Below are 21408 nucleotides of genomic sequence, written 5' to 3' on the forward strand. Positions count from 1 at the left end.
ACACTCCCCAGCAGCCGGTAGGCGACGCCGAAGACCGCGGACCGGTGACTCTCCCATCCGGCGCAGAGCAGGTCCTCCTGCTCGGACCGGCCAGGCGCGTGCCCGTCACCCATACAGATCGCCACCTTCACCAGCCTGCAGATCCAGCCTAGTCATCCCAGTTCGGGATCTACGCAGACGGGGCCGAGCGCAAATCGAGGCCCACATGCACCAGCGCGCCCTATTCGCCCATGCGACGGCCCCTGAACCGCCACACACAGGCCAAGCCATAGATGCCCGGGCGCTCCCGCTCAACGAACTGCGGGAGGCGCTGCTGCATCCATCCTGCTCACGCACCACCCGCGAGAGCCGTCACCCCTCCCGGGAAGAGCGGCCGGGCGACCAACCGCACGACGTCAGCCCCGTAGCCTCACTCACCTTGATGCGCACGAGACCGTCGGGCACCGGATGTCGTTCCCTGGTCTCTTCGCAACCGTTTGGCGGCTGCGGAGACGACGCTGTCGAGCAGGCGTGGAAACAGCGCGTCGAGGTCGGCCTTGCGCAGGGAGTTCATCTTCGCGGTGCCTCGGTAGACCTGTCTGATGACCCCGGCCTCGCGCAGGACGCGGTAGTGATGCGTCCCGGTGGACTTGCTGACGGCGAGGTCGATCTCCGAGCACGCGGCTTCGCCCTCGGTCCTGGCGAGAAAGCACACCACCTCCAGGCGTGCGGGATCGGCGAGCGCGTGCAGCACCGCTTCCAGCCGGATCTCCTCCACGCTCGGATGCTCCAGGACCCTGACGGACATCGGCGCTCCCCTCACCTCTCGCTGCCCCTCGATACTACGCCAATCATCGTACTACGATGATCGTCGTAGTACGACATTTGTCGTAGTACGATGGTTGCCGTACTACGAGCCGAGCGAGAGGTCATCATGTTGTTCGACCCCATCACCCTGCGCTCCCTGACAGTCCCCAACCGTGTCTGGATGTCGCCGATGTGCCAGTACTCGGCCGCGACGGACGGCCCGGAGGCGGGAGTGCCGCACGACTGGCACCTCTCCCACCTGGCGGCTCGGGCGGCGGGCGGAACCGGGCTGATCCTCACCGAAGCCACCTCGGTCTCCCCGGAGGGCCGGATCACTCCTATGGACCTGGGGCTGTGGAACGAACGCCAGGAGCAGGCGTTCACCCGTATCACCCGGTTCCTGAGCCGGCACGGCACCGTACCCGGCATCCAGCTCGCGCACGCCGGGCGCAAGGCGTCCACGGACCAGCCATGGCGCGGCGGACGGCCGATCGTCGTCGCCGACGGCGGCTGGCAGCCTGTCGCGCCGAGCCCGATCCCGTTCGCCAAGAATCACCCGGTGCCGCGAGAGCTGACGGTGGAGGAGATCCAGCGCGTCGTGGACGACTTCGCCCGGGCGGCGCAGCGTGCCCTGCGAGCGGGTTTCCAGGTGGTGGAGGTGCACGGCGCGCACGGTTACCTGATCGGCGAGTTCCTCTCTCCGCACAGCAACCACCGCACCGACGCCTACGGCGGCTCGTTCGAGAACCGCATCCGTCTCGCGCTGGAGATCGTCGACGCCGTACGCGCCGTCTGGCCCGAGGAACTGCCGGTGTTCTTCCGCGTCTCGGCCACCGACTGGCTCACCGAGAACCCCGAGGACGAGCGCCAAGGCTGGACCGTGGACGACACCGTACGCCTGGCCAAGGAACTGTTCTCCCACGGCGTCGACCTGCTCGACACCTCCAGCGGAGGCAATGCGCCCGGCGCGAAGATCCTTGCCGGCCCCGGCTACCAGGTGCCGTTCGCCGCCCGGGTCCGCGCCGAGACCGGCATGCCGGTGGCCGCCGTCGGCCAGATCACCGAGCCGCACCAGGCCGAGGAGATCCTCACCTCAGGCCGGGCCGACGCCGTCCTGCTCGGCCGCGAGCTCCTGCGCGACCCCCACTGGCCGCACCGGGCTGCCCACGAACTGGGGCACGCGCCCCTCCCCTGGCCCGACCAGTACGACTACGCCCTCTGACACAGAAAATGCCTGCTTGATGCAACCGCGTCGCGTCAGACCGGCGTGACCCCTGCCGCAGGTCGGACGGCGGGGATAGCGGATCTTGCACGGCAACGTCGTCCAGTCGCCGGACGGGACCGCGATCCAGCGGCTGCTCTGCCGTGCACCGCACCCGGATGGCGCTGCTGAGCCGATGCAACTCCACCACTCGTCAGGATGGCGCAATCACGCGCCGAGCCGGCTGAACTGCCTACCGAAGGGGCAGCCCGCACACCACCCAACCCGGAGCGTTCGGGGAGGACGCTTGAGGTCGTGCCCATCACGGGCCGAGGGCGAGTCACTGGCGAACAGGAGCGGTGCCACCCGTCTGGGGTTTGGGCTGATCCTGAGATTTCTTCGACTTTGAGGGCCGTTCGCCGAGTACCGCTGGTCGAGCAGCACGATCGAGTGTCACCGGGTGCTGACACACCGGTTACATGGAATCGTTCCTTGATCAGGATGGCTGGCCGGCTTGCGATCGAGGCTGCCGGGCTCGCCCGCCTGAGCGAGCCCGGCAGGCCAGGCGTCATCCTCGCCGGATGTGCGGCCACGGAACTCAGATCTGGTTCAGGCCGCCGTCGACGTACAGGCTCGAACCGGTGATGAAGCTGCTCTGCTCGGAGGCGAGGAAGGTCGCGGCGGCGGCGATCTCCTCCGGGCGCCCGAGCCGGCCCAGCGGCACCTGTGCGGTCAGGTGCTGCTTGAGGCCGGCGGCCTGTTCCGAATCGGGAGCGAGCCCCGACAGACCAGGGATGTCGGTCGGGCCGGGCGTGATGGTGTTGACCCGGATGCCGCGTCCCTTGAGCTCGTTGGCCCAGGTCCGGGCGAACGAACGGGTTGCGGCCTTGGTCGCCGCGTACGCGCCGAACGCCTCCGCGCCGACGTCCGCGTTGGTGGAGCCGTTCAAGATCACCGAGGCGCCGTCGTTGAGCAGGGGCAGCGCCTTTTGAACGGTGAACAGCGTGCCCCGGACGTTGATGCCGAACAGGGTGTCGAAGTGCTCCTCCGTGACCTGCTCAAGCGGCACGAATGCGGCGACGGAGGCATTCGCGAACAGTACGTCCAAGCCCCGTCCCCAGCTGCGGATCATCTCGTGTGACGACGGGGGCCGGGGGCTCTGCTGACCGAAGCCCCAGCTCCTAGGTAGATCACCCTGTCAGTGGCTGCTGAGAGGGGCGTCAAGGTGGCCGCTTCTGGCCGCGTTATTGGCGTGAGAGTGCGCGAGTGAGGCCTGCCAGGATGGTTGTTGCGAGGATCCACCCTGCAGCGATCATCGCCGCGGCGAGCCACTGTTGTGCGCCGCGCGGGCCGAAGAAGCTCTCCTGTCCGAAGCTGATGATCGGGAGGAGCAGGTCCAGGGTGTAGAGGAAGGCGTTGAAGGAGGGAGCCTCGCCTGGCTTGAACGCCGGTGGCTGGTGGGCGGTGAAAACGACCGTGCCGATAAGGAGAAGGGCTGCGAGCCAGAGCGCAGCGCGGAAGGGTCGGTAGCCGTACCCGACGGTCCAGTCCTGCACATATCCCCACAGCCGCGCCCCGAGCCGTTGCCCCGTGCGGCGGCGACGCTGTTTGGCCAGCAGCACGTCCCGAGCAGCCTCATCGTGACCCTGCCGGCGGTAGACGGCGGCCAACTGCTCATAGGGTTGAGGTTGGTAGGCCTCCCTCGCCAGCCAGCCAAGGCGCTCCTGGACAGGCAGGGGAGCCTCCAGGCCGTCATAGGTGAAGCCGTTCATCAGGATGCGAGCAGGCCACCGGCTGGGAGCGTCATCGAGCACGCCGACCCGGCTGTGGCGAAGGTCGACGGCCCGCAGCAGTTCCGTCTGGGGCCCGATCTTCAGCGAAGCCGCTTCTACACCACGAAGGTGAAGGTCACCGTCGATGGTGGTCTCCGCAAGGCACAATGTGGCGGCGATCCGGGAGTTCCTGATCGAGACGTCTCCCGTGGCCGCGAAGCCTTCGCAGCAGTCGATGCCCCCGCCCGCGATCACCTCCCATAGGGACAGAACTCGCCCGCCGGGATTGCTGAGGGCGGCACCGTGAAACTCCAGGCTGCCCTCGATTCGGGCGTTGACGAGCACGATCTCCCCGTCGGCACGGAAGCCTCTGCTGCAGCTGAGCCTGCCGGTAACCCCCAGCCGACGCAGGGAAAGCGCCGTCGCACCCGGATTGGACAACGTCCCGCCGTCGAGGTTGACCGATCCGCGGACCTGGGTGGAGTCCAGAAAGACCTCTCCGTTCGCCGCAAAACCTGGTGTGAGCCGCAGTCCGCTGCCGATCTCCATCAGCGGCGCGTTGAGCGCGCGTCTTCCCGGATTGGCGAGGCTCGCCTGCGCGAAACGGAGCGAACCGGCCACGCGGGCTCCGCGCAGAAGGACTTCACCTTCGGCCGAGAAGCCGTCATCGATGCGCAGCCCGCCCTCGACACTGAGCCTCTCCGCGTTCAGGGCGATGCCGTCCGGGTTGGACAGCTGAGCTCCGCTGAAGACGCACCGGCGCCCTATCCGGGCGTCCTGCACGCTCAGCTCCCCCCAGGAGCGGAAACCGCAGGCACACGACAACCCGCCGTCGATGACGACCCCCTCGGCGGTGAGGCTGAAGCCGCCTGACCGCCCGACCCGTGCGCCATCGAGGGTCATCGTCCCGCCGATCCTGGCGCCGACAACACGTAACTCACCGTCGATGACGGCGGTCGCGCACAGAAGGTCACGGTCGACGATCAGGCCGTCGGCATGGACAGCCTGATGCGCGTGGATCGCTGCGCGGCTGAGATTCAGTGTCCCGGACACATGGGCCCCGGCGAGCTGGATCGGGCCGGCCATCTCGCAGCCTTCCAGGCGTAGTGCCCCGCCGATCACAGCGTCCACAGCCTGCAGTCCGGGTGCCCGGGAGGCCGCGAGGTCCACCAGACCGGTGCGGGCTCCGGTGAAGACCGGCGCTTCCTCGAACTCGCACTTGGTCAAGATCAGAGGGTGCTGTACCTCGGCGTACGACAGGTCCAACCGGCCCGCGATCCGGGCGCCGGACAGGTGTATGCCGGGCGTCTGCCCTGCAAGGCGTTCCTGGGCGCCGAGCAACATCCTTGCGATGATCGCAGCCCGAACGGGGGCGCCAGGAAGATCCACAGGACGTGCTGTGGGAAACGCCTCCCAGAGGGCGAGTTCCGGCTCGGACAGATCCTCAATGATCACAGAGCACTCCTGGAAGGTCGCACGCGTCGGTAAGGAGAGCCTCCAAGATCACCACCTGTCTTGGCAACCTTCATGCCCGGCCATCCCTTGGATCACAAAGTGCGCGATTCGCAGAAATGGCGGCCCACGGCGTCCAGACCCCCCGACGGCGAGCGCGATCTCGAGGGCCTCCTCCGGAGACTGACCCGTCAGGACCCGGACGAGGGTCCGCACAGAAAACGCTTGCGAGCAACGTCGTCAGTTCGGCGATCACGCATGGGCGGAGACCGCTTGATCAACGGCGGACGTTCCCCAGCCTCTTGGGTCGGGACCTCATCTTGAGGACGAACAGGCCGGGGCGTCGCCGACCAGACGCCGACCTCGGCCGCTGGCTCAAAACTGGCTCAAGGCCGGCTCAGGACTCGGTGGCGGCGCGGTGCTGATCGGCGCGCCGATGGACCTCGGTGGAGACGCAGGCGAGAGTCGAACTCGCACGGTCAGGCTTTGCAGGCCTGCCTCCGCAACCCGCGAACTGCGCCGGGCCGCCCCGGCCCATCGTGTCGGGGCGAACGTGCGCGAGGACGGAGTCGAACCGCCACAGCCGAAGCGTCCGGTTTACAGCCGGGTGGGCTCACCGCGTGCCCAGCTCGCGCATGCGTGGCTCCAGCAGGACTCGAACCTGCGGCGGACCCGGTTTCGTAGACCGGCGCTCTGTCCACTGAGCTATGGAGCCGTACCCCGTACCGGACTCGAACCGGCGATTTCCCGGGTGAAAGCCGGGCGTCCTGACCGCTGGACCAACGGGGCTTGCGTACGTCCGGCGGGATTCGAACCCGCACCGTCCGGTTCCTTAGACCGGTGCCTCTGCCATTGGGCCACGGACGCGAGAATGGACCGACGGGATCTCGAAACCCGAACTCCTGCGTGCGAGGCAGGTGTGATGCCTTTTCACCATCGGCCCGCTCATACGGAAAAGGAAAAGGCCGCCTGGTCGTCACCTGGCGGCCTCCGGATGTCCTGGCGTGGACTATCCAGAAGCCTGCCCGAGCAGCGCGGCGCATCGGCGATAGCGGAGTTCCCGCTCGAGTGCGATCCGCATGGGCCGGCCTTTCCTTGAGTCGTTCGGGGCGGAATGAGAACCGCCCCGCGCTTTCGTCGTGTCCGACATTAACGAGCGCCTCCGGAGGCGGGCCACTCATTTATTTCCAGCGACAAGACGGACCGTATCGTCTTGTTATGGTGCTAGGCTGTTCCGCATGGCCAAGCAACCCGACCCGTCCCGGCGCAGCGAGCGCTCCCGCCAGGCCGTCCTCGCCGCCGCCCGTGAGCTGGTCACCGAGGTCGGATACGCCAAGCTGTCCATCGAGGCCATCGCCGCGCGGGCCGGCGTCGGCAAGCAGACGATCTACCGCTGGTGGCGTTCCAAAGGAGCGGTGGTCTTCGACGCGGTGCTGTCGCTCAGCGAGATCGACGGCGACATGGCGCTGCCCGACACCGGCGACATCGAGGCCGACCTCAAGACGGTGATGCGGGCGACGGTGGCCGAGTTCGCCGACCCGGGTTTCGAGGCGCCGATCCGGGCGCTCAACATCGAGATCCTGCAGGACCCCGAGCTCGCCGCCCTCTACCGCGAAAAGGTGGCGGGCCCGGTCGACGAGGCCAAGAAGGCCCGGCTGCGCAGCGCCCAGCAGGCCGGGCAGATCCCCGCCGACGCCGACCTCGACCTCGCCCTGGAGCTGCTGTACGCGCCGCTCTACCAGCGCTGGCTGCTGCGCTCGGGGCCGCTCACCGCCGACTACGCCGACGCCCTGGTCGACCTCACGCTCAAGGCGCTGCGCCCGTCCTGACGCGGATCGGAGACAGCGCCTGGGGCCGGGCGCGCGGGATCAGGACGGGGACGCGGGCGTCACGAACTCGGGCTGGTCGATGACGCGCAGCCAGCTGCCGTCGGGCTGGCGCCGTACGACCTGGGCGCGGGCGCCCGCGCCGTCGCGCGGCGGCGTCGAGGTGAGCGCCAGGTCACCGCAGACCAACGTCGGCAGCGACGCCTCCGGCTCGAAGCGCGGCCGCCCGGCCAGCACCTTCTCCCACAACTCGCGGATCGCCTCCCGGCCCACCGTCACACTGCCCGGCGGGTACGCCAGCACCGCGCCCTCCTCGTACAGCGCGGCCACGCCGGCCGCGTCGCCCGCGTTGGACCGCTCGACGAACAGGCGGGTGATGTCTTCAGGCCGCATGGCCTTCTGTGTCTCATTCATGGCTCCAGCGTCGCGGACGCCCGTATCAGAAGTCCAACAGATGCTTTTCATAGAAACTAGAATCACTGGTTATGGAACTGAGGCAGCTGGAGTACTTCGTCGCAGTCGCTGAGGAGCAGAACTTCACGCGTGCCGCCGAGCGGGTGCACATCAGCCAGTCCGGCGTGAGCGCCCAGATCCGCCGCCTCGAACACGAGCTCGGCGCCGACCTGTTCGACCGTTCCGGCCGTACCGCCACCCTCACTCCCGCAGGCCGGGCCGCGCTCGGGCACGCCCGCGCCGCGCTGGCCGCCGCCGAGGCCGTCGAGCAGGCGGTCGGTGAGGTGGCCGCGCTCATCCGCGGCCGGCTCACCGTCGGCATGGTGGTCGGCTGCACGGTGACGCCGCTGTTCGACGCGCTAGCCGCCTTCCACGCCGCCCACCCGGGCGTGGAGATCACTCTGCTGGAGGACGCCTCCGACCGCCTCGCCGACGACGTCCGCGGCGGCGCCGTCGACCTGGCGCTCGTCGGCGCCGCGAGCGCCCCGCCCGAGGGGCTGGAGGCCTGCACCGTGGTCGACGAGCGGCTGGTGGCCGCCGTCCCGGCCGGGCATGCGCTGGCCGGGCGCGGGGCGGTGACGCTGGCGGAGCTGGTGGCGTACCCGCTGGTGTGCATGCCGCGCGGGACCGGCCTGCGCACGGTGCTCGACCGGGCCTGCGCCGCCCGCGACCTGCGGCCGGCGATCACGCTGCAGGCGGGCGCCGCCGACGCGATCGCCGCCCTGGCCGCGCGCGGGATGGCGGTGGCCGTGCTCAGCGAGTCGATGGCCGCCGCCTACGCCGACCGGCTCACCGCCCTGCCGATCACCGACGTCGACACCCCCGCGCTGCTGGCGCTGGTGTGGCGGAGCGAGCCGGGGCCGGCGGTGCGCGAGCTGGTCGCCTGCGCCCGCCGCGCGTTCTCCTGAACGTTCACGCGCGGATGCCGTCCAGGACCGTGGCCACGAGATCGTCGACGAAGCCGGGCGGCACGTGCAGCGGCCCGGTCGTCCGCTCGAACACCTGCGGCAGCACCACCTCGTGACACGCCCCGACGATCATGGTGGCGGCGGCCTCGACGCGCGCGTCCGGGGCGAGGCGGCCGAGCTCCTGCTCGGCGCGCAGGTAGCCGGCCAGCGCCGGTCGCAGCTCCCAGCGCGGATCGTCCGCGGTCAGCGCGGCGAACCGGGCCAGCACCTTCGGCTGCGCGGGCAGCTCGGCGAGCACCGGCAGGAGCTCGGCATGCAACGCCAGCCCGTAGTGGACGTACGCGCGCAGCCCGTCCTGGACCGCTCCCTCGCCGGCCCGCGGCGGCTCCCCGAGAGCGAGCCCCGCGGACCGGACGCAGGCCCGCAGGGCGTGCGCCAGCAGCTCCTCCTTGGCGGAGAAGTGGTTGTAGAGCACCCCGTCGGCCACGCCCGCCTCGCGCGCGATGTCGCGGACGGTGAGCCGGGCGAGCCCGCGCCGCCGGATGAGGCGTTCGGCCGTGGCGACCAGGTGGTCGCGCAGACTCAGGTCGCCGGCGTCGCGCAGGGCCGCGGCCTTCCTGGGGGACATCACCGCGCCGCCGCACCTCCCGTCCACCGCGCCGTCACCAGCCACTGCGCGCCGGGCAGCGTCACTCCCCCGTCCCCCGCGTACGGCTCCAGCGCGGCGCAGAGCCTGGCGTGCGCCTCCTGCCTGGTCAGCGCCGCGTCCCTCTCGAGGAGGTAGCGGGTCGGCCCGGTGCCGAGGAGGCCCTCGGCCGCCTCGGCCGGCGTGCGCCCGAACCACTGGGGCACGTGCAGCGCCTCGATCGAGACGTCGGCGAACGCGGCGAGCACCTGCCTGATGCGTACGGGATCCGACAACGAGAACATCGCGGGCGCCTGCCCCGGGTACGCGGCCACCACGGTCTTCGGCCGCGGCTCGATGCCCAGCAGCGCGGCGACCGGCACCACGTACCACTCGCACTCCTGGGCGGGCTGCGGGACCACGAAGGCGAGCCGCCCGCCCGGCCGCAGGGCCCGCCCGATGTTGGTGAACGCGGCCTGCGGGTCGGCGAAGAACATCACGCCGTACTGGCTGATCGCGGCGTCGAACTCGCCCTCGGGGAACGGGTGCACCTGGGCGTCGGCCTGCTCGAACACGACGTTGCCGAGCCCCGCCGCGTCCTGCCGGGCGCGTTCCAGCATGGGCGCCGACAGGTCGGCTCCGAGCACCTGTCCGGCCCGCAGCGCGGCGCTCCGGGAGGTGACGCCCGTGCCGCAGCCGACGTCGAGCACCCGGTCGTCCTTCCCGATACGGGCCGCGTCCAGCAGCCGGTCGATCAGCTCGGTCTCCGACGGGTCGCGCTCGGCTCCCGCCGCCCAGGACCGCCCCTCCGGGCCGTTCCACGCGGTGTACTGCTCGGTGTTACGCACAGCCATCGCGAGCTCCGATCATGAATGAGTGTTCATGAACATGAGTTCACAATGATGGCGTCCCCCTGTCAATACCGCGCTGCCGGACCAACGGCAGGAAGACCTCGTCGACGATCTCGACGAGCACCTCGTCCGGCGCGGTGGGCGCCCCCCGCACCACGAACTCGTTGCGCAGCAGCACGATCGCCACCGTGGCGACCCGCGGGTGCAGCGCCTCCGGGGCCGCCTCGCCGCGCGCGACCGCGCGGCCGAGGACGGTCAGCCACGTGGCCGCCATGGTGTCGGTGGACTGCTCCGGCAACTGGGCCAGGAACTCCGTCGCGCCACCGGCCGCGGCCATCAGCTCACGCAGGATCGCGCCCAGCGGGGAGCTCCAGTGGCGGTTGGCCCGGCGCAGCAGTTCGAGCGCGTCCTCGCGCAGGTCGCCGGTGTCGGGGGGCTGGACGGCGGTGGTAAGCAGCCGGTACGCCGCGACGCCGAGCGCGAGGCGGTTGGGCCAGCGGCGGTAGATCGCGTTCTTGTTGGTGCCGGCGCGCTGGGCGACCTTGTCCATGGTCAGCCCGGCGTACCCGGACTCGGTGAGCTCCTCGACGGCGGCGCGCAGGATCGCCTCCTCCAGCGCGGCGCCGCGCCTGCGCGTCTGCGTCATGGACCTCCCCCATCGGTACGGACGGTGCCTCGCCATCCTGCCCTTGACAGCTTCCCGACGGCAATTAAGGTACTTCTCGTACCTTATCCTTCGAGGGAACGGACACCCACGTATGCGTGCCAAGGGCATCACCTACGACACCGGCTTCGTCCGCGGCGGAGGCGTCTCCCGCGAGCGCTTCGGCCCGGAGCTCGTTGAGCGGGAGCTGCGCGTCATCCGCGACGATCTGCACTGCACGGCCGTCCGCGTCACCGGCGGCGACCCCGACCGGATGGAGACCGCCGCCACGTTCGCGGCCGGCCTCGGGCTGGAGGTCTGGTTCTCGCCGTACCCGCTGGAGCTGACCCGGGAGGAGATGCTGGCGCTGTTCGCCGACTGCGCCGACCGGGCCGAACGGCTGCGGCGGCGGGGCTGTGAGGTCGTCTTCGTCACCGGCGCCGAGCTCAGCCTGATGAACCCGGGCTTCCTGCCCGGCGAGACCACCGACGAACGCGTCGCCCTGCTGACCCGCCCGGACGGCCTGCGCGAACGCGTCGCCGAGATCAGCGCCCGCGTCAACGACTTCCTGGCCGAGGCCGTGGCCCTCGTCCGCGGGCGCTTCGGCGGCCGGATCACCTACGCCTCCATCCAGCTCGAACGCGTGGACTGGACGCCGTTCGACCTCGTCTCGGTGGACCTCTACCGCTCGGCCGAGGTCGCCGACCGCTTCGCCGAGGGTGTCCGCACGCTCGTGGCGCAGAGCGGCAAGCCCCTGGCGATCACCGAGTTCGGCACCTCCGCCTTCCGCGGCGCGGGTGACATGGGCGCCCGCGTCCTGGAGATCGTCGAGTACGACGAGCACACCGGCAGGCCGCTCCGGCTCAACGGGCACTACGAGCGCGACGAGGCCGGCCAGGCCGCGTACCTGCGCGAGCTGCTGGAGCTCTTCGACGCGGAAGGGGTCGACAGCGCCTTCGTCTTCCTCTTCGCCCTCTACGACCACGTGCACCGCCCGGACGGCGACCCCCGCGACGACCTCGACCTGGCCGGTCCCGGCATCGTCAAGGTGTTCGAAACCGGCCACGGCGTCACCTATCCCGACATGCCCTGGGAGCCCAAGGCCGCCTTCACCGCCGTCGCCGAGCACTACCAGAAGCACTGACCGCGTCGCCCGCGGGTCACGGCATGCTCACCACCGGTCCCAGTGCAGGACCTCCTCGCGCGGGATGCGCGGAGCGGGCCGGTGGATGTTCTCGGCCAGGTGACGCAGGCCGTCGAAGACCCGCTCGGTGGAGCCGCGGTGGTAGTTCATCCGCCACACGTCCCGCTCGGTCAACGGCTGGCCGGTGGCCAGGGGCGTGGCGCGCGGGAAGATGTCGGCCACGGCCCGCCGCTGCTCGGGCTCGGTGACGACGAGGAAGTGCCAGCGCTGCCGGTTGCGCCCGGTCGGCGCTTGCACAGCCCGGTCCACGCACTCCTCGATCAGCTCGCGCGGCACCGGGCGGGTCAGGCCGAGACGCTTGCGGACGGCGCGCGTCGTGCTCAGCAGCTCGTCAGGGGTGAGGTCGAGCGTCATGGTACGGCTCCTTGCCCATACGTCTAGTCACGCAACCGCAGCGTCATGGTGGGCATCTGCGACGACCTGCAGCACGAAGGTCTCGTCCGCAGGGAGCGCGACCCCCGCGACCGCCGCTGCTACGCCGTCACCGTCACCGACGCGGGCCGGCGACGCCTGGCCGAGGCCCAGGCGTCCGTCCCGGGCTACCTCGACGACACCTTCCGCGCCCTCACCCGCGTGGAGCGCGCCCAGTTGAGCGCGCTGCTCGGGAAGATCCTCGAGATCTGACGGATCATCGATCCGCCGGCGGCCAGTTCCGCAGGACGGCGTCGAGGGCGTCGAGGGTCCTGGCCCAGGAGGCGTCCGCGTCACGCGGGTGGCGGCGGAATCCGCCCTGCGTCTCCAGGCTCACGTAGCCGTGGAACGTGCTGTGGAGCATGCGCACGGCGTCGGTCTGGTCGGGCTCGGCCAGGTCGTATCCGCGCAGGATCGCCCGCGTCATCTCCGCGTGCCGGACACCCGCCGCGACGTCGATCGCCTCGGAGTCGAGCTCGATCTGCATCGCGGCGTACCGGCCCGGATGTTGCTTGGCGTAGGCGCGGTAGGCGTTCGCGAACGCCGTCAGCGCGTCCTTGCCCGCCCGGCCGGCCAGGGCGTCGGCAGCCCGGTCGGCCAGCTCCGCCAGAGCCAGCGACGCCACCCGCACCCTGATGTCCTGCAGGTCCTTGACGTGGGAGTACAGGGCGGCGGGCTTGACGCCGAAGCTGCGCGCCAGCGCCGAGACGGTCAGGTTCGCGAAGCCGATCTCGTCGGCCAGGTCCGCCGCCGCCCGGGTCAGGCGTTCCGCGGTCACTCCCGCACGTGCCATGCACTCTCCTTAAAGGCTTTAATCATTTGCATACTACCGTTAGGGGAGGCTAGCGTGCCCGCCCATGAAACCCATCACCGAGGACGACCTGCGCGCGTCCTTCGTCAACTGTTCCAGGGGCGAGGCCAAGCGGCTCGGCCTGCCGAGGGACTTCGCCGGCCTGCCCTGGGACGACCTCGACTTCCTCGGCTGGCGGGATCCGGGCGCGCCCGGACGCGCGTACGTGGTCGCCGAGCGTGACGGCTCGCTCATCGGGATCGCGCTGCGGGTCACCTCCGGCGCCGCGCGCGCCTTCACCTCGCGCAGCATGTGCTCGCTCTGCCTGACCACGCACACGAGCGGCGGCGTGGGGCTGATGACCGCGCGCCGCACGGGCGAGGCGGGCCGCCAGGGCAACACCGTCGGCCAGTACATGTGCGCCGATCTGGCCTGCTCCCTCTATACCCGGGGCAAGCGGCAGGCCGCGGGGAGCGCACCCGTCGAGGAGTCGCTCACTCTGGAGGAGAAGGTCGCCCGTACGCGGGCCAACCTGCACGCCTTCCTGGACAAGGTGCTCGGCGACGCGGAGTGATCGTGGGAGCCGGTGCCGAGCACGAGTCGGGCCTGTCGGTATATTCCAATTTTCAATTGACTTGATCACTGAGGACCGTCATGTCTGAACTCCCGCCCGAGGGCACCACGCCCAGCCCGTTCACCGCCGTGCTCGACGAGCAGCGGCACGCGATCTACGCCGAACTCGCCGCGAAGGGACCCGTCCATCACGTCACCACGCCGACCGGCGTCAAGGCGTGGCTGGTGACCGACTACACCGTGACCAAGGCGCTGATGGCCGACCCGCGGCTGGTCAAGGGCGGCTGGAAGGCGGCCGTGTACGCCGACAGGCTGCCCGAGGACGTGGCCCGCGGCATCCACACGACCATGCTCAACAGCGACCCGCCCGCCCACACCCGGCTGCGCAAGCTGGTCATGGCGACGTTCACCCGGCGGCGGGTCGAGAAGCTGATCCCGCGCATCCAGCAGAAGACCGACGAACTGCTCGCCGCCGCCGAGGGAGAGCCGAGCGTCGATCTGGTCTCCGCGCTGGCGTACCCGTTGCCGATCGCCGTCATCTGCGATCTGATCGGCATCCCGGAAGAGGACAGAACCGACTTCCACGCGTGGGCGACGCCGACCGTGTCCCCCGGCGTCCACAGCTTCGAGGAGTACCAGGAGGCGGCTACCGCGCTGCTCCGGTTCAGCCGCGACCTGATCGCCAAGAAGCGCGACGCTCCCCAGGACGACCTGCTCTCCGACCTGATCGCCGCCCGTGACGACGGCCAGGGGCTCAGCGAGGACGAGCTGACCTCGATGATCTTCCTGCTGGTGCTGGCCGGCCACGAGACGACGGTCAACCTGATCGGCAACGGCGTACGGGCCCTGCTCACCGACCCCGACCAGCTCGCCCTGCTCCGCGCCCGCCCCGACCTGCTCGAACCGGCGATCGAAGAGCTCCTGCGCTACGACGGGCCGGTCCAGAGCTCCCTGCCGTACCGCACCGTGGAGCCCGTCGAGATCGGCGAGGTGACGCTGCCCGCGGGCGCGGGGGTGCTGTTCGCCCTGATGGCGGCCAACCGCGACCAGGAGCAGTTCCCCGAGGGCGACATCCTGGACATCACCCGCGACGCCCCGACGCACGTCGCCTTCGGGCACGGCATCCACTACTGCGTCGGCGCGCCGCTCGCCCGGGTCGAGGCCCGCATCGTGTTCGGCACCCTGCTCGACCGCTACCCGGACCTCCGCCTGGCCGTGCCGGCGGACACCCTGACCAGGACGCCGTCCCTCATCATGAACGGTCTGACCGCTCTTCCGGTCCACCTGCGCTGACGCCGAGGACGGGGAAGTCGCTGCGGAAGATGCCGCGCGGATCGCGGGCCCGCTTGAGCGCCCTGAGCCGGGCGAGGGCGTCCGGGGTGAAGGCGCTCGCCGCGCTCTCACCCGCCGCGAGGAAGGTGAACGGCTTGCGCCCGCTGTGCGGGACGAGCGCGCCGGTGCTCTGACGCATGCGCTCTCTCACGGCGGCGCCGCCGTCCTGGCCGGGGACGCCGAACAGGTAGAGGGCGAACGGCTCCTCCAGCCGCCCGGCCGGCGTGCCGGACGGGCGGGCGAGGGCACCGCCGAGGTGGCGGAGCTGGACGCTGAGCAGCGGGTCGATCGGGCGTCGCAGCAGCGCCGCCGCGACCTCGTCGGTCAGGCCCGTCAGGAGCTCGGCGCGTGTCACGCCGGGGCCGGGATCGGTGGGTTCGGCGGTGATCGAGCCCAGCCGGGCGATCGGCAGCATGGCGCGGGAGTCGGAGAGCCGTCCCGGGATCTTCTCCAGCGGGCTCATCAGGGCCTCGGCGTCGCCGCCGTCGCCGAGGAAGGTGGCGTCCACCGCGACCATCGGGGCGGCTCCGGGGAACCGCAGGAGGTCGTACCACAGGGTCAGCTCCTCCGGGGCGGCGCCGGTGACCTGACGGTAGGCGTCCAGGACGGCCGGCGCCTGGTCGGCGGGCCACAGCAGCCGCCCGCCGTACAGGCGGGGCGCCGGGTGGAGGGCGAACTCGATCGCGGTGACGACGGCGAAGTCACCGCCGCCGCCGCGCAGCGCCCAGAACAGGTCGGGGTCGCTGTCGGCGGTCACCCGGGCGCGGGCGCCGATGGCGTCCACGACGTCGAACGCGCGCACGCTCTGCGAGGCGAAGCCGTGCCTGCGGCCGAACCAGCTGAGGCCGCCGCCAAGGGTGTAGCCGGTGACGGTGACCACCGGGCTGCTGCCGGCCAGGCCGGCGAGCCCGTACGCGCCGGTGGCCTCCAGGACCCGCCCCCACGTGACGCCGGCCCCCACGCGGGCGATCCGCTCACCGGGATCGATGTCGAGCGCGTCCAGGCGGATGGTGCGCAACAGGATCACCCCGTCGGTGTCGCCGGTGGCTCCGTGGCCGCTGGGCTGGGTGGCGATGGTCAGCCCGGCCAGGCTCGCGTGCCGGACCAGCGCGGCCACGTCGTCGGCGTCGGCGGCCTCCACCACGGCCAGGACGTGCTGCTCGACCGCCAGGTTCCAGGGCCGCCGCGCCTGCTCGAACCCCTCCTCCCCCCCCGCGAGCACCGTGCCGCGAACTTCGTCGCCGAGTCCGCCGCCCGCCACCGGTTGCTCGTCCTCGTCACCTGCCGTCCGGAACCCGGCGACCACCCCGACGCCCTGCGCGACACCCTCGCCGTGTTGTCGCGGGCCGGCGAACGGCTGGAGCTGCAACGGCGAGGTGATGGCGCTGGTCTTCCTGATGTCCTGCCTGCTGCGCGACGGCGACCTGCCGGGGTGGGACCGCGAGCTGGCCCGCTGCGAGACGTTGCTGAAGGAGCGGCCGGAGCTGGAGTCGATGGTGCGCATCGCCCAGACCGCCCGCGCCACCCTCGACGGCAGGTGGGACGACGCAGAAGAACTGCTCACCCGGTACGGCGACATGCGGTTCGGTTCGACGCTGTGGGGCAGGCGGTTCCGGCACCTGGTCACCACGTTCACCTGCCGCCGCGCCCAGGGCCGCGTTCCCGAGATCCTGGACGAGCTGCTGGCCGCCGCCGGCGAGCCGCACTTCATGCCCCTGCGGCCCGTCGCCGTGCTCGCGGCCGTTGAAGCGGGCCGTCCGGAGCCGGCCCGCCGGCTGATCGACCGGTGGGGCACCCACGTCCCCGACGACTGGGTCGCCGACTTCCTCGTCCCGGTCTGCGGGCTGGTCGCCGCGCACCTCGGCGTTCCCGACCCACGCGAGCTCTACGACCGCCTCGCGCCGTACGCGGACCAGCTGGTCGTGGCCGGCATGGGAACCGCCTGCTGGGGCCCCACCCACCTGGTCCTGGAACGCCTGGCCCGCCGCCTCGGGGACGAGAACGCGGCCCGCGCGCACGCCCGCGCGGGCCTCAGCCGGCCGTGTCCGCCACGGTCATGACCCCGGGGCGGCGGCCTCCAGGTCGGCGATGGTGCCCGACATGATCGTCCGCACGTGTTCGGTGATGTGCTCCGCGGGCCAGTCCCACCAGGCCACCGCCAGCAGCCGGGCGACGTCCTCCTCGTTGTAGCGGGTGCGGATGAGGCGGGCCGGGTTGCCGCCGACGATCCCGTAGTCGGGCACGTCCGAGGTGACCACGGCGCCGGCTCCGATGATCGCGCCGTGTCCGATCCGTACGCCCGGCATCACCGTGGCGCCGTAGCCGAACCAGACGTCGTTCCCGACGACGGTGTCCCCGCGGTTAAGCAGGCCGGTGAGCAGGTCGAAATGCGCGGTCCACGAGCCGCCCACGGTCGGGAAGGGGAACGTCGAGGGGCCGTCCATGCGGTGGTTGGCGCCGTTCATGAGGAACCGCACCCCCGTGCCGAGCGCGCAGAACCTGCCGATGATCAGTTTCTCCGGCCCGTAGTGGTAGAGCACGTTGCGCGTCTCGAACGCGGTCGGATCGTCCGGGTCGTCGTAGTACGTGTACTCCCCCACCTCGATCAACGGCGACGTGACCAGCGGCCGGAGCAGCACCACCCGAGGGTGCTCGGGCATGGGGTGCACCACGGTCGGGTCGGCGGGGACATGGGCCTCCACAGATCATTTCCTTTCCGTTAATGCGACAGATGCTACATTAAGCCGTGTGCTGAGCAAACCGGAGGCAGAGCGTTGACGTCCGCGGTCCCACCGCCCCAGGGCGGCCCGACCCGGCGCCGCCCGGGCGGCCGTACCAGCCGCATCCGTACGCAGGTGCTCGACGCGGTCCGTGCCGAGCTCGGTGAGCGCGGCTACGACGAGCTCACCCTGGACGCTGTCGCGGCCCGCGCGGGCGTTCATCGCGCGACGGTGTACCGGCGCTGGCGGGATGTCGGCGGCCTGCTCGCCGACCTGCTCGAAGCGACCGGTGACGACGACTGGCAGCCCCAGGACACCGGCTCCCTGCTGGGCGACCTGGCGGCGCTGAACCACGAGAACCAGGCGGCCCTGACCGCGCGGCCGTCGATCGCCGCGGCCCTGATCGCCGCCTCGTTCCGCTCCGCAGAGGCCGCCCGCGGCCTGGATCGGCTCTGGGAGGACCGCTACGCCCGCTGCGAGGTCATCGTCAGCCGGGCCGTTCGCCGCGGCGAACTCCCGCCGGACACCGACGCGCGGCGGCTGCTCGTCGCCGCCACCGCGCCGCTGTACCACCAACTGGTGCTGCTCCGTACGCCACCCGACCCCGACCTTCCGGACCAGGCGGCCAGGACCGCCGTCCTCGCCGCCTCCGCCGGCGCCTTCACCGGCTCCCGATGATCGGCACCTCGGTCGTCTCCGTACACTGTCGGGCATGGCATGCCGCATCAGTGAGCTGGTCATCGACTGCGCCGACCCCGAGCGACTCGCCGCGTTCTGGAGCGAGGTCCTCGGCTACGTCGAGCTCGGCCGGGAGGACGACGGAAGCATCGAGATCGGGCCGCCCGACGCCGGCTTCGGCGGCCCGCAGCCCACGCTCGTGCTCAGCCCCAGCAGCGACCCGCCGACCGGGAAGCTCCGGCTGCACATCGACGTCAACGCCACCGACCGTGACCAGGACACCGAGCTGGAGCGGCTGCTCGCGCTCGGCGCCAAGCCCGCCGACGTCGGCCAGACCGGCACGGAGAGCTGGCACGTCCTGGCCGACCCGGAAGGCAACGAATTCTGCCTCCTGCGCACCCGGCTCCAGCCCCTCTGACCTCTCACCGCCCGTTGGCGTGGATCCGGCGGTAGGAGGGTTGCCACATGGCGTCCTGAACCTGCTGGACGGTGTCGCGCAGGTCGACACGGGCCAGCCGCTCCTCGGCCGCCCGGTTCGCGACGGCCACGGCGACCGTGGCGGAGATCTCACGCAGGTTGTCCACCTGGGGCAACAGCGACGCGCCAGGGGCGGAGACGTCCACCATGCCGCCGACGGCCTCGGCGGCGGCCCGCAACATGCCGGGGCTGACCCGGCGGGCCCGCGCGACCACGACGCCCAGCCCCAGCCCGGGGTAGAGCAGCGCGTTGTTGGCCTGGGCGATGGCGTAGGTGACGCCGTTGTACGTGATCGGCTCGATCGGGATGCCGGTGGCGATCAGCGCCCTGCCCTCGCTCCAGCGGATGAGGTCGGCGGGCATGGCCTCGATGCGCTCGGTCGGGTTGGAGACGGGGAAGATGATCGGCCGCTCCACGCCCGCCGCCATCGTGCGTACGATCTGCTCGGTGAACGCGCCGTGCGCGGTGGAGGCGCCCAGCAGCACGGTCGGCTTGACGCGCTCGACGACTTCGGCCAGTGAGATGCCGTGCTCGCCGCGGGGCCAGCCGGCCACCTCGTCCCTCGGCCGCGCATACGGCCGCTGGTAGTCACGCAGGTCGGCCAGGTCGTCGGTGAGCAGGCCCTGCTTGTCGACCGGCCAGATCCGCCGGGTGGCGGTGTCCCGGTCCAGGCCGTCGCGGATCATCGCATCGCGCAGCTGGTCGGCGATGCCGATGCCGGCGGTGCCCGCGCCGAGGATGACGATCCGCTGCTCGCGCATGGAGGTCCCGGACGCCTTGACGGCGCTGAGCATCGCGGCCAGCACGATGGCCCCGGTGCCCTGCATGTCGTCGTTGAAGGTGCAGATCCGGCCGGTGTACCTCTCCAGGATCCGGCGGGCGTTGGACGGGCCGAAGTCCTCCCAGTGCAGCAGGGCGCCGGGGAACATCCGGGTGGCCGTGGTGACGTAGGCGTCGATGAAGTCGTCGTAACGCTGCCCGCGCACCCGCGAGTGCCGGTTGCCCACGTAGGCGGGGTCGTTCAGGAGGGCCTCGTTGTCGGTGCCCACGTCGAGGGCGACCGGGATGGCCCGGCCGGGGTCGATGCCCGCGGCGGCCGTGTAGACGGCCAGCTTCCCGGCCGCGATGCCCGCACCGCCGCCCACCCCCCAGTCGCCGATGCCGAGGATCTCCTCGGCGTCGGAGGCCACGATCAGGTCGACGTCGTCCGGGCCCAGCCCGACGTTCGTGAACGCCCGCTCGATCCCGCCCGGGTCGTCGACGGACAGGTACACGCCGCGGGGGCGGCGGTACTCGTGACTGTAGGTCTTGATCGCCTCGGAGACCGTCGGGTCGTACACGATGGGCAGCATCTCGCGCAGATGATCGATCAGCAGCCGGTAGTACAGCACCTCGTTGCGGTCCCGCAGCGCCTCCAGGTAGACGTTCTTGAGCAGGTCACCCGGCTGCGCGCGGTACTGCAGGTACATCCGCCGCGTCTGCTCCTCCAGCGTCTCCACCGCCGCCGGAAGCAGGCCTTCCAGCCCCAGCTCGGCCCGCTCCTGCGGTGAGAACGCCGTGCCCTTGTTCAGCAGCGGCTCCTGCAGCACCGCCTGGCCCCGCAGGGACGTCACATAACTGCCGTCCGGCTGCTCGGCGAACATGAAGCTCGCCAGATCAGGCTTCGTTTTTCCCTGTGCCATCGTCGTCCCCCGGCGTCCGATCTCGCTCACAGACGCTGCCCCGGCCAGGGGCACGGACACTGAGCCGCGCCCCATGACAGCCCATACTCCGACAAAGGAGCACGGCGTTTCCCTCGTGGCCCCTGACTCAGACGTTGCCGTGCGTACCGTGTCCGCGTCGAGACACCTGGGCCTTTCTGGCCCGTCACCCCACGACCTCCCTGTCACCGGGCGCATCCCGGCCGAGCTCAACGGTCGCTACCTGAGCGACGCCGGGCGTGCGCACGAAGCGGGTGCGATACCTCTCGGCCCGCCCGTCACACAGCCATACTCCGTCCACCATGCCCCGGCCCATGCCCCAGCTGCCCGGCGGGTTGGGCCCTTCGCGCCCATGGTGCACGTGATGGCTTGATGGCGGGGGTTACCAGGCGGTATTCAGTGTCTTGCTGGTGGGAGCCGCTCAGTGGGTGCGGCGCCGGTTGTCTGGAACCCGAGGGTCAGAACAGCCCACAGAGCGTGAAGATCTTTGGGTTCAGCTTGAAGACCCTTCCGTTCGCGCGAACTCGGGGACTTCTCGCGCGGGCGTGGAGCACGGCGAACTCTGCGTGCGGCTGCTCGCCGGCTTTGGGGCAGGCCTGCGTCTTGGCATGTTCGGCGAGGGCCCCTAGATCTTGCCCAGGGACGGGGGCCGGCCCTTGCGTTCACCGGTGATCAGGCCCTGGCGGATGTCTTCGACGCGTTCCCGGCGCCTTGCGGCGCGGTACGCCCCCGCCCAGCGTGCCGCACGGCAGGAAGGGCACCACGCGGCCTCGATCGTCGTCAAGTGGTCCATGCCGGAACCTCTCGCGTCAGGCCGGCCGGGCACGTCGGGAAGTGTTCGGGTGTCCGTCGCCCACTACCTCACCCCCGGCTGTGGGCTGACCATGTTCCTGCCAGGCATCCGCCCCCACCTCCAGCACCGCGCCGACCTCGACCCGATCACCCGCCAGCTGCTGGGCGCCCCCGACCGCTCCCTCGGGAAAGGCGCTGGCGCCCCCTTGCACCG

At 71.0% G+C, this 21408-nt stretch carries 23 protein-coding genes and 6 tRNA genes; 10 read left to right on the top strand and 19 right to left on the bottom strand.

The window, feature by feature from the left end; translation table 11 throughout:
* Positions 1-409: 409 nt before the first annotated feature.
* Positions 410-757, bottom strand: coding sequence for an ArsR/SmtB family transcription factor (locus C1J01_RS17565; protein ID WP_328589643.1), 348 nt, complete (start codon positions 755-757; stop codon positions 410-412).
* 156 nt (positions 758-913) lie between these two features.
* On the opposite strand from C1J01_RS17565, the gene C1J01_RS17570 reads away from it, so the two are divergent.
* On the top strand, positions 914-2008 hold the full coding sequence (locus C1J01_RS17570; RefSeq protein ID WP_235854497.1) for an NADH:flavin oxidoreductase/NADH oxidase: 1095 nt from the start codon (positions 914-916) through the stop codon (positions 2006-2008).
* A gap of 577 nt (positions 2009-2585) precedes the next feature.
* Here the strand turns inward: C1J01_RS17570 and C1J01_RS17575 are convergent.
* From C1J01_RS17575 to C1J01_RS17605, 8 genes are all read right to left on the bottom strand, one after another.
* Complete coding sequence (locus tag C1J01_RS17575) at positions 2586-3119, bottom strand: SDR family oxidoreductase (RefSeq protein ID WP_268958703.1); 534 nt, start codon at positions 3117-3119, stop codon at positions 2586-2588.
* 112 nt (positions 3120-3231) lie between these two features.
* Positions 3232-5214, bottom strand: a complete 1983-nt coding sequence (locus C1J01_RS17580; RefSeq protein ID WP_111180056.1) for a hypothetical protein — start codon at positions 5212-5214, stop codon at positions 3232-3234.
* A 444-nt stretch (positions 5215-5658) separates the two neighbouring features.
* Positions 5659-5732, bottom strand: a tRNA-Cys gene (locus C1J01_RS49900).
* Between the two features lie 33 nt (positions 5733-5765).
* Positions 5766-5846 (bottom strand) — tRNA-Tyr (locus tag C1J01_RS17585).
* A gap of 5 nt (positions 5847-5851) precedes the next feature.
* A tRNA-Arg gene (locus C1J01_RS17590) sits at positions 5852-5926 on the bottom strand.
* A 1-nt stretch (position 5927) separates the two neighbouring features.
* Positions 5928-6000, bottom strand: a tRNA-Glu gene (locus C1J01_RS17595).
* A 5-nt stretch (positions 6001-6005) separates the two neighbouring features.
* A tRNA-Leu gene (locus C1J01_RS17600) sits at positions 6006-6078 on the bottom strand.
* Between the two features lie 5 nt (positions 6079-6083).
* A tRNA-Ala gene (locus tag C1J01_RS17605) sits at positions 6084-6154 on the bottom strand.
* A 295-nt stretch (positions 6155-6449) separates the two neighbouring features.
* Here C1J01_RS17605 and C1J01_RS17610 point away from each other — a divergent pair.
* The gene (locus C1J01_RS17610) at positions 6450-7040 is read left to right on the top strand and encodes a TetR/AcrR family transcriptional regulator (RefSeq protein ID WP_111180057.1); all 591 of its coding nucleotides are present in this window, start codon (positions 6450-6452) and stop codon (positions 7038-7040) included.
* A gap of 39 nt (positions 7041-7079) precedes the next feature.
* On the opposite strand, the gene C1J01_RS17615 is transcribed toward C1J01_RS17610, so the two are convergent.
* Complete coding sequence (locus tag C1J01_RS17615; protein ID WP_111180058.1) at positions 7080-7451, bottom strand: YybH family protein; 372 nt, start codon at positions 7449-7451, stop codon at positions 7080-7082.
* Between the two features lie 71 nt (positions 7452-7522).
* Here C1J01_RS17615 and C1J01_RS17620 point away from each other — a divergent pair, with 71 nt between their 5' ends.
* Positions 7523-8398: a LysR family transcriptional regulator gene (locus C1J01_RS17620; RefSeq protein WP_111180059.1), complete on the top strand. Its 876-nt coding sequence runs from the start codon at positions 7523-7525 to the stop codon at positions 8396-8398.
* 4 nt (positions 8399-8402) lie between these two features.
* Here C1J01_RS17620 and C1J01_RS17625 read toward each other — a convergent pair whose 3' ends face one another.
* Genes C1J01_RS17625 through C1J01_RS17635 form a run of 3 tightly spaced genes read right to left on the bottom strand, consistent with a single transcriptional unit; the run spans position 8403 to position 10520 of the window.
* On the bottom strand, positions 8403-9026 hold the full coding sequence (locus C1J01_RS17625; RefSeq protein WP_111180084.1) for a TetR/AcrR family transcriptional regulator: 624 nt from the start codon (positions 9024-9026) through the stop codon (positions 8403-8405).
* Positions 9026-9877, bottom strand: coding sequence for a class I SAM-dependent methyltransferase (locus tag C1J01_RS17630; protein WP_111180060.1), 852 nt, complete (start codon positions 9875-9877; stop codon positions 9026-9028). The genes C1J01_RS17625 and C1J01_RS17630 overlap by 1 nt, the downstream gene beginning before the upstream one ends.
* Positions 9878-9917: 40 nt before the next feature.
* The gene (locus C1J01_RS17635) at positions 9918-10520 is read right to left on the bottom strand and encodes a TetR/AcrR family transcriptional regulator (protein WP_111180061.1); all 603 of its coding nucleotides are present in this window, start codon (positions 10518-10520) and stop codon (positions 9918-9920) included.
* 112 nt (positions 10521-10632) lie between these two features.
* On the opposite strand from C1J01_RS17635, the gene C1J01_RS17640 reads away from it, so the two are divergent.
* Positions 10633-11661, top strand: a complete 1029-nt coding sequence (locus C1J01_RS17640) for a glycoside hydrolase family 113 protein (protein ID WP_111180062.1) — start codon at positions 10633-10635, stop codon at positions 11659-11661.
* A gap of 27 nt (positions 11662-11688) precedes the next feature.
* Here the strand turns inward: C1J01_RS17640 and C1J01_RS17645 are convergent, their stop codons facing one another.
* Positions 11689-12075 (bottom strand): nitroreductase family protein, encoded by a 387-nt coding sequence (locus C1J01_RS17645; RefSeq protein ID WP_111180063.1) that lies wholly within the window; start codon positions 12073-12075, stop codon positions 11689-11691.
* Between the two features lie 45 nt (positions 12076-12120).
* Here C1J01_RS17645 and C1J01_RS17650 point away from each other — a divergent pair, with 45 nt between their 5' ends.
* On the top strand, positions 12121-12345 hold the full coding sequence (locus tag C1J01_RS17650; protein WP_181448814.1) for a winged helix DNA-binding protein: 225 nt from the start codon (positions 12121-12123) through the stop codon (positions 12343-12345).
* Positions 12346-12349: 4 nt separating this feature from the next.
* On the opposite strand, the gene C1J01_RS17655 is transcribed toward C1J01_RS17650, so the two are convergent.
* Entirely contained in the window at positions 12350-12925 is a 576-nt protein-coding gene (locus C1J01_RS17655) for a TetR/AcrR family transcriptional regulator (protein WP_111180064.1), read from the bottom strand.
* 64 nt (positions 12926-12989) lie between these two features.
* Between C1J01_RS17655 and C1J01_RS17660 the strand changes: the two genes are divergently transcribed.
* Positions 12990-13496: an FBP domain-containing protein gene (locus C1J01_RS17660; protein WP_111180065.1), complete on the top strand. Its 507-nt coding sequence runs from the start codon at positions 12990-12992 to the stop codon at positions 13494-13496.
* 80 nt (positions 13497-13576) lie between these two features.
* Positions 13577-14788 carry a cytochrome P450 family protein gene (locus C1J01_RS17665; protein ID WP_111180066.1) on the top strand — a complete coding sequence of 404 codons (1212 nt, stop codon included), beginning with the start codon at positions 13577-13579 and terminating at the stop codon, positions 14786-14788.
* Here C1J01_RS17665 and C1J01_RS17670 read toward each other — a convergent pair.
* Positions 14748-16196 (bottom strand): FAD-binding oxidoreductase, encoded by a 1449-nt coding sequence (locus tag C1J01_RS17670; RefSeq protein WP_328589644.1) that lies wholly within the window; start codon positions 16194-16196, stop codon positions 14748-14750. The two genes, C1J01_RS17665 and C1J01_RS17670, sit on opposite strands and share 41 nt — an antisense overlap.
* Positions 16197-16206: 10 nt before the next feature.
* On the opposite strand from C1J01_RS17670, the gene C1J01_RS17675 reads away from it, so the two are divergent.
* Positions 16207-16887: a hypothetical protein gene (locus tag C1J01_RS17675; protein ID WP_111180067.1), complete on the top strand. Its 681-nt coding sequence runs from the start codon at positions 16207-16209 to the stop codon at positions 16885-16887.
* On the opposite strand, the gene C1J01_RS17680 is transcribed toward C1J01_RS17675, so the two are convergent.
* Positions 16882-17487, bottom strand: coding sequence for a CatB-related O-acetyltransferase (locus tag C1J01_RS17680; protein WP_111180086.1), 606 nt, complete (start codon positions 17485-17487; stop codon positions 16882-16884). The two genes, C1J01_RS17675 and C1J01_RS17680, sit on opposite strands and share 6 nt — an antisense overlap.
* A gap of 114 nt (positions 17488-17601) precedes the next feature.
* Between C1J01_RS17680 and C1J01_RS17685 the strand changes: the two genes are divergently transcribed.
* Together C1J01_RS17685 and C1J01_RS17690 are read left to right on the top strand one after the other, a co-directional pair.
* Positions 17602-18225, top strand: a complete 624-nt coding sequence (locus C1J01_RS17685) for a TetR/AcrR family transcriptional regulator (protein WP_111180068.1) — start codon at positions 17602-17604, stop codon at positions 18223-18225.
* Positions 18226-18259: 34 nt separating this feature from the next.
* Positions 18260-18643, top strand: coding sequence for a VOC family protein (locus tag C1J01_RS17690; protein ID WP_111180069.1), 384 nt, complete (start codon positions 18260-18262; stop codon positions 18641-18643).
* Positions 18644-18647: 4 nt separating this feature from the next.
* Here the strand turns inward: C1J01_RS17690 and C1J01_RS17695 are convergent, their stop codons facing one another.
* Entirely contained in the window at positions 18648-20384 is a 1737-nt protein-coding gene (locus tag C1J01_RS17695) for an NAD-dependent malic enzyme (RefSeq protein ID WP_111180070.1), read from the bottom strand.
* A 643-nt stretch (positions 20385-21027) separates the two neighbouring features.
* Positions 21028-21195 (bottom strand): hypothetical protein, encoded by a 168-nt coding sequence (locus C1J01_RS49905; protein WP_181448815.1) that lies wholly within the window; start codon positions 21193-21195, stop codon positions 21028-21030.
* Positions 21196-21408 lie beyond the last annotated feature (213 nt).

This window comes from Nonomuraea aridisoli, from assembly GCF_003236395.1.
GTDB lineage: Bacteria > Actinomycetota > Actinomycetes > Streptosporangiales > Streptosporangiaceae > Nonomuraea > Nonomuraea aridisoli.